The organism is Chthoniobacterales bacterium (genome assembly GCA_018883245.1).
Classification (GTDB): domain Bacteria; phylum Verrucomicrobiota; class Verrucomicrobiia; order Chthoniobacterales; family JACTMZ01; genus JACTMZ01.
In genome coordinates, this window is the sequence record VEQL01000071.1 from 1 (window position 1) to 5,108 (window position 5,108).

General features: G+C 60.7%; 5 protein-coding genes. 1 reads left to right on the forward strand and 4 read right to left on the reverse strand.

Annotated elements, in window-relative coordinates; all coding sequences use genetic code 11:
* The 3 genes from FGM15_13385 to FGM15_13395 form a co-directional block, all read right to left on the reverse strand.
* The coding region (locus FGM15_13385) for a hypothetical protein (protein MBU3666850.1) at positions 1-862 on the reverse strand (862 nt) is incomplete at its 3' end.
* 6 nt (positions 863-868) lie between these two features.
* Entirely contained in the window at positions 869-1,276 is a 408-nt protein-coding gene (locus tag FGM15_13390) for a type II toxin-antitoxin system VapC family toxin (GenBank protein MBU3666851.1), read from the reverse strand.
* Positions 1,273-1,518 (reverse strand): type II toxin-antitoxin system prevent-host-death family antitoxin, encoded by a 246-nt coding sequence (locus FGM15_13395; GenBank protein MBU3666852.1) that lies wholly within the window; start codon positions 1,516-1,518, stop codon positions 1,273-1,275. The genes FGM15_13390 and FGM15_13395 overlap by 4 nt, the downstream gene beginning before the upstream one ends.
* A gap of 18 nt (positions 1,519-1,536) precedes the next feature.
* On the opposite strand from FGM15_13395, the gene hrpB reads away from it, so the two are divergent.
* Positions 1,537-4,125 (forward strand): ATP-dependent helicase HrpB, encoded by a 2,589-nt coding sequence (gene hrpB / locus FGM15_13400; GenBank protein MBU3666853.1) that lies wholly within the window; start codon positions 1,537-1,539, stop codon positions 4,123-4,125.
* A gap of 108 nt (positions 4,126-4,233) precedes the next feature.
* Here the strand turns inward: hrpB and FGM15_13405 are convergent.
* Positions 4,234-5,108 (reverse strand): IS4 family transposase (locus tag FGM15_13405; protein ID MBU3666854.1); only part of this gene is annotated, 875 nt, incomplete at its 5' end.

The following is a 5,108-nucleotide window of genomic DNA, read 5'->3' on the forward strand; positions in this document are numbered from 1 at the left end:
CCCATTGCCGCAGATCGTCAAAATTCACGTCGGCAGTGATGTCCTGACGTCCGGGCAGGTCGAGGATTTCCGTGCCGCTTAAGCGCTGTTGTCCGCGGTAGGCGCGCAAAGTTCCGTGCGGACGGCGCTGATAAATCTCGTCGGTCGTTCCGCCGTAGTCGATGGAGAGCATCGCGCCCTCGCGCCACACAGCGGCGAGGTCCTTCGTCCATTTATGCACCGACTCGAATACCTCGATGCGCTGACCCTCCGGCCATGCGCGTTCAAAAGTCTGTGAGTCTGGCAGCGGACGCTGCGGAGGGACAAAGGTTTCCGTCAATTTGCCATCAACCACGCGCAGATGCAGCTCGGTCCAGCCATTACTCTCTTTGCGGAATACACGGCACGGAAACGCATCAAAAAACTCATTGTGGTAGATTAGAGCCTTTCCGTCGCAGGTGCCCAACGCTTCGCTGATCGTGTTGTGCCAGGTTGCGCGCTTCACTGTTCGTTGCTGCAACTCGCGCAGGGAGTGCGACGTCTCGACCAAATGCAGGGCGATGCGCTGCCGTTTCCAAAAACCCAAGTTTTTCATCGTCTCGCGGGCGAGTGATCCTTCCCCAGGGCCGCACTCGATGACCGCGTAGTGTTTCCATCCGCGAGACGCCGCCTCCTTCTGCAACCATTGCGCCACAGCTTTGCCAAGCAACGGCGAGCGCTGCGGCACGGTAGTGAAATCCCCATGCGGTCCGATCCCGCGGATGTTGCGCGCGTAATACCCGTCCTGCGGATGATGCAGGGCGATGCCCATGAAAGTGTCGAACCGAATTGCCCCTCCATTTTCGTCGAGAGCGGATTGCAGGGCTTGGCGGACGGTGGACATCGCCAACTACCAGCCGCGCACTACGCCATAGCCGTCGAAGCAAGTGTCCCGAGAAACGATTCCGAAGCGCCGTCGCAGTGCCTGGGCGGCAAGCATGCGGTCGAAGGGATCGCGATGGTGAAGGGGAAGGTCTTCCATGCGCCGGCAGTCCCGAGCCTCGAGGTCGAGGCGAATGATACCGGCTTCTTCGAGAGCCCGCGGAATCACAATGTCCCAATCGTCTTCGATCTCGAAATCGAAACCTTTGCCACCGCGTTTGAGGGCAATCTCCCAAAACGAGACCGTCGCATAGTAAACCGGCAGTTCACCGTCGATGTGGCGTTTGGCGGCGGGGCTGAGGCGCCGGTCGGCATAAAGCGCCCAGAGCAGTGCGTGTGTGTCCAAAAGCCACGCCCGGACCGCGACGGACTTCACTTTCGCGGCACGCCGAAGTCATCGGCCACTTGCTGCGAAGCCGCCGGACTATCGAAGCCCTTGCCCATCCGGTAGGGGCGACCGGCCAATCCGCCGATGCGGGTGCATGGACGTTTCTTGGCCAGTGGAACCAGCTTGGCCACTGGTTGATCGCGCCGAGCGATGACGACTTCGGCACCCCGCTCGACCTTGTCGAGGAAAGCGGAGAGTTTGGCTTTGGCTTCGTGGACGGTCACCTGCATTGCCTCAAGTTAGTCATCATGACCAAGTCTGTCAATGCTGTCTGCATTGCTCCGCCTCCACCGCACAGGCAGAGTGTCGCGGTGGATCCGCGGCAACTGCCCATTTACGAGATTGAGGACCGCATCGTCGAGGCGGCGAAGGCGCAATCGCGCCTGATCCTGCGCGCCCCGACCGGATCGGGTAAATCGACCCAAGTCCCGCAGATGCTGCTCGATCGCGTCCTGCCCGAGGTCGGGCAGATTGTCGTTCTTCAACCCCGCCGCATGGCGGCGCGCATGCTCGCTTCACGCGTGGCGCAGGAGCGCGGGGAACCGCTCGGAGAGACCGTCGGTTACCAAGTGCGCATGGAGGGAAAAAGTTCGGCCCGAACGCGCATCCTTTACGTGACCGAAGGAATCCTCCTGCGGCGCATGATCGGCGATCCGGAATTGCACGGTGTGTCCGCCGTTGTCTTCGACGAATTTCACGAACGTCATCTTTACGGCGACATCACGCTGGCGCGCGCTTTGGACCTGCAGGAATCATCGCGCCCCGATCTCAAAATCGTCGTCATGTCGGCCACGCTGGAGGTCGGCGAGCTGGAGAAATATCTTGCGCCTTGCCAGGTGCTAGAATCGGCCGGGCGGACGTTTCCAGTGGACATCCGTCACATTGAACGGTCGCCCGGGGAACGTCCGCCATGGGAGTTGGCGGCCGAAGCGCTCACCGAGCATGCACCGACGTCCGGTCATGCGTTGGTCTTCATGCCCGGCGCTTACGAAATCCAACGGACCATCTCGGAAATTCGCGCGACGTCAGCGCTGCGTGACTTCGGCGTTTTTGCGCTGCACGGCGAAATGCCGGCCAAGGAGCAGGATGAAGCCGTCTCGTCCGGCGGCGGACGCAAAATCATCGTCTCAACCAATGTGGCGGAGACTTCGCTGACCATCGAGGGCGTGACGCTCGTTATCGACAGCGGGCTCGCCCGCATCGCGCGCTATGATGCACGGCGCGGCATCAACACATTGCTCATCGAAAAAATCAGCTGGGCTTCGGCGGACCAACGTGCCGGCCGCGCTGGTCGCACCGCCCCCGGCCGCTGCGTGCGTCTGTGGATGGCGAAGGACCATGAACAGCGCCCTGCGGTCGAGTTGCCGGAAATAAAACGCCTCGATTTGGCGGAGGTGGTGCTATCGCTCAAAGCCGCGGGCGTGGCCGACCTTGAAAAATATCGCTGGCTCGAATCGCCTGAACCGCGCGCCTTGATGCGTGCGGAGGAGTTGCTGCGCGATCTCGGAGCGCTCGATCCGGGCGGACGTATCACCGAACTCGGGCGCCGCATGCTCGCGTTCCCGGTGCACCCGCGCTATGCGCGTTTGCTGCTCGAGGCGGAAAAACTCGGCTGCGTGAAGGCGGCATGTTTGCTGGCGGCGCTGACCCAAGGACGCGGGCTGCTGGTCAAGAGCACCTCGCGCGACATGGACAAACGTCGCGATGAAATGTTCCGCGACGGGGCGGAGTCGGATGTGCTCGTGCAACTGCGCGCTTTTTCCGTGGCGCGCAAATCCAATTTTGATCCGGCGCGGGGCCGCGCATTGGGTATCCACATGCAGTCGGCACGGCAAGCGGCGCAGTTGGCGGATAAATTTTCCGACATCGCTCATGCCGAAGGACTCAACCTCACCGACGAACCGCCGCCGGAACACGCCATGGAAAAGTGCATGCTGGCCGCTTTTCCCGATCATCTGGCAAAGCGCCTTGATCGCGGAACCCTGCGCTGTGACTTGGTGCACGGTCGGCGCGCCACCTTGGCGCGCGACAGTGTGGTGGCCGGTGAGTTGCTCGTGGCCGGGGAAATCACGGAAATCGGCGGACGCGAGGGCGACGTGCAAACCCTCCTCACGCTGGCATCGCCGGTGCATGAGGAATGGTTGCAGGAAATGTTCGGGGCCGAGTTCACGGATGAAATCGTGACATTGTTCGATCCGTCCACGCGCGGTGTCGTGGCGCGACGCGTGACGAAATTCCGCGATCTCGTGCTGCGCTCGGGTGCGGGAGGCGAACCTGATTCGGCCGCTGCCGCGCGGATTTTTGCGGAGAAAGTTGCTTCCGGTGATTTGTCGCTGCCGCTGTGGAATGAATCCGTCGAACAATGGATTGCGCGTCTGAATTGCCTTGCCGAATGGATGCCGTCGTTCGAGTTGCCGCGCATCGGCGATGCGGAGAGGCGGTTTTTGTTCGAGCAGCTTGCGCAGGGCGTGACGAGTTACCGTGCGTTGAAGGACAAAGACCCGTGGCCGGTGCTGCGCGGTTGGTTGTCGGCGGCCCAGCTTGCCGCGCTTGATGCCTACGCGCCCGAGCGGATCAAGCTCCCAGGCGGACGGAGTGCGCGTGTGGTTTATTCGGAGGGTCAGGTGCCGGTGATGGCCGCGCGTGTGCAGGATCTTTATGGCGTCGATAAACCGCTCACCGTTGCCGATGGCGCGGTGCGCGTGCGTGTGGAAGTCCTTGCACCGAATCAAAGGCCAATCCAGGTCACCGATGATATGGGCAGCTTTTGGCAGAACACCTATCCGCAGATCCGTCCCGAATACGCGCGGCGGTATCCGAAGCACGAATGGAGATGAAGGGGAAAGAGGTGTTCAGTGGTTCGGTGTCCAGTTTTCGGCCCAGTCAGAACATGGGTAACACTTTGGGTTCAGAACATAGGTAACACCACGCCTGTCCGGTTTTAACTACCACAGCCACAGTTGGTTATGGTCATGCGTATCCATAAAGTTGTCGGGTGTTTCTGTAAGTAGCTGATGCAGAGGGATCTTTTCAAAAGGGTGCACGCTCAAAATCTGCAGAGTTCTGTGCAAGGAGCCGGGCAATTTGAGTTCCTTGTGCAGGATGGCAATGAGCACGTAAATGCTGACAGCCATCCACACCTGGGTCTTCACCGCGTTGGGCGAAGTGCCGAAGAAGTGTTTGATGCGCAGGTGCTGTTTGATCCAGCGGAAGAAGAGTTCGATGTGCCAGCGGTTCTTGTAAAGCGCGGCCACTGTTTCGGCCGGCACCTCGAGATGGTTGGTGAGAAAGACCAACTTCTTGCCCGTGTCGGGATCGACAAAGCGGATGCGTCGCAGCGGCCAGGGGAAAGCCTCGCGTGCTTTGGGCAACGTTGGTTGTCCGACTTGATCGCTGCACACGCCGCTGCCGAAGATCTTCGGGTTGGAACCAATGCGCGAGAAACGCAGGTTGTCTTTGGCCCGCGTGACGAAGAACGCGCCCGCACGGGCGATCTTGGCCAATCGCGTGAAGTCCATGTAAGCGCGATCGAGCAGGTAAAACGCCCCGGGTTCGAAAATGAGCGTATCCAGCCACAACACGTCGTGGGAACGCGCCGCACGCACTTCGATCTGCACGGGAATCGGACCTCGCAGGTCGAGCTGCGTGTGCAACTTGACGCCCGCTTTGGTCGAGCGGAACTCGGCCCACGGAAAAAGCTGCAAGGACAAGTCGATGGTCGTCGAGTCCAGCGCGTAGATCGTCTCGTCCAACTCCAACCCGAGATCCTCGCCGGCATAAAGTCGCCGCGCACGTTTGATCAATCCCGTCGCCAGATCCT

What these genes read in the sequence shown, in the direction of transcription:
- FGM15_13395 (MBU3666852.1), bottom strand. Translation starts at nt 1,518, where the DNA reads ATGCAGGTGACCGTCCACGAAGCCAAAGCCAAACTCTCCGCTTTCCTC.
- hrpB (MBU3666853.1), top strand. Translation starts at nt 1,537, where the DNA reads ATGACCAAGTCTGTCAATGCTGTCTGCATTGCTCCGCCTCCACCGCAC.